We start from the raw sequence: 909 nt of genomic DNA on the forward strand, positions 1-909 counted from the left end.
GATCTGTATTTTCAGTAATTATCGGCGTGATATCATTTCCACAGACATCTGTAACTGTTGGCGCAGTTGGTTGTGTAGCATCCGCAATACATTCTACTGTTGCCGTTCCGTTAGTTGGCACAATAGGAAATGTAGTTACATCAATCGTATAGGTAAATGTATATATAGAAGCATTCCCAGCACAATCGGTATAAGTATAGGTATATATTTTATCMCCTTCACAAGTAGGRTCTGTATTTTCMGTAAYTACMGGWGTRATATCATTTCCRCAGACATCYGTTACTGTTGGTGCAGTTGGTTGTGTGGCATCWGCRAKACATTCTACGGTTGCKGTTCCATTAGCAGGAACGACCGGAAGTGTCGTCACATTGATAGTGTAGGTAAACGTATACACAGAAGCATTTCCTGCACAATCTGTGTAGGTAAAAGTATATACTTTTTCACCTTCACAAGTAGGATCTGTATTTTCAGTAATTACAGGCATGATATCATTTCCACAGACATCCGTTACTGTTGGTGCAGTTGGTTGTGTAGCATCCGCAATACATTCTACGGTTGCTGTTCCATTAGCTGGCACAACAGGGAATGTAGTTACATCGATAGTATATGTAAACGTGTAAATGGAAGCATTCCCAGCACAATCGGTATAGGTATAGGTATAAATTTTATCACCTTCACAGGTAGGATCTGTATTTTCAGTAATTATCGGCGTGATATCATTTCCACAGACATCTGTAACTGTTGGCGCAGTTGGTTGTGTAGCATCCGCAATACATTCTACTGTTGCCGTTCCGTTAGTTGGCACAATAGGAAATGTAGTTACATCAATCGTATAGGTAAATGTATATATAGAAGCATTCCCAGCACAATCGGTATAAGTATAGGTATATATTTTATCACCTTCACAAG

1 protein-coding gene is annotated in these 909 nt (G+C 39.4%); it reads right to left on the reverse strand.

Annotation, left to right across the window (positions count from 1 at the left end):
• Positions 1-909, reverse strand: a 909-nt coding sequence (locus GBO31_RS23340) for a hypothetical protein (RefSeq protein WP_219011033.1), incomplete at both ends; no start/stop codon positions are given.

It is taken from the genome of Aquimarina litoralis (assembly GCF_019295435.1).
In the GTDB taxonomy this organism is placed as follows: Bacteria; Bacteroidota; Bacteroidia; order Flavobacteriales; family Flavobacteriaceae; genus Aquimarina; species Aquimarina litoralis_A.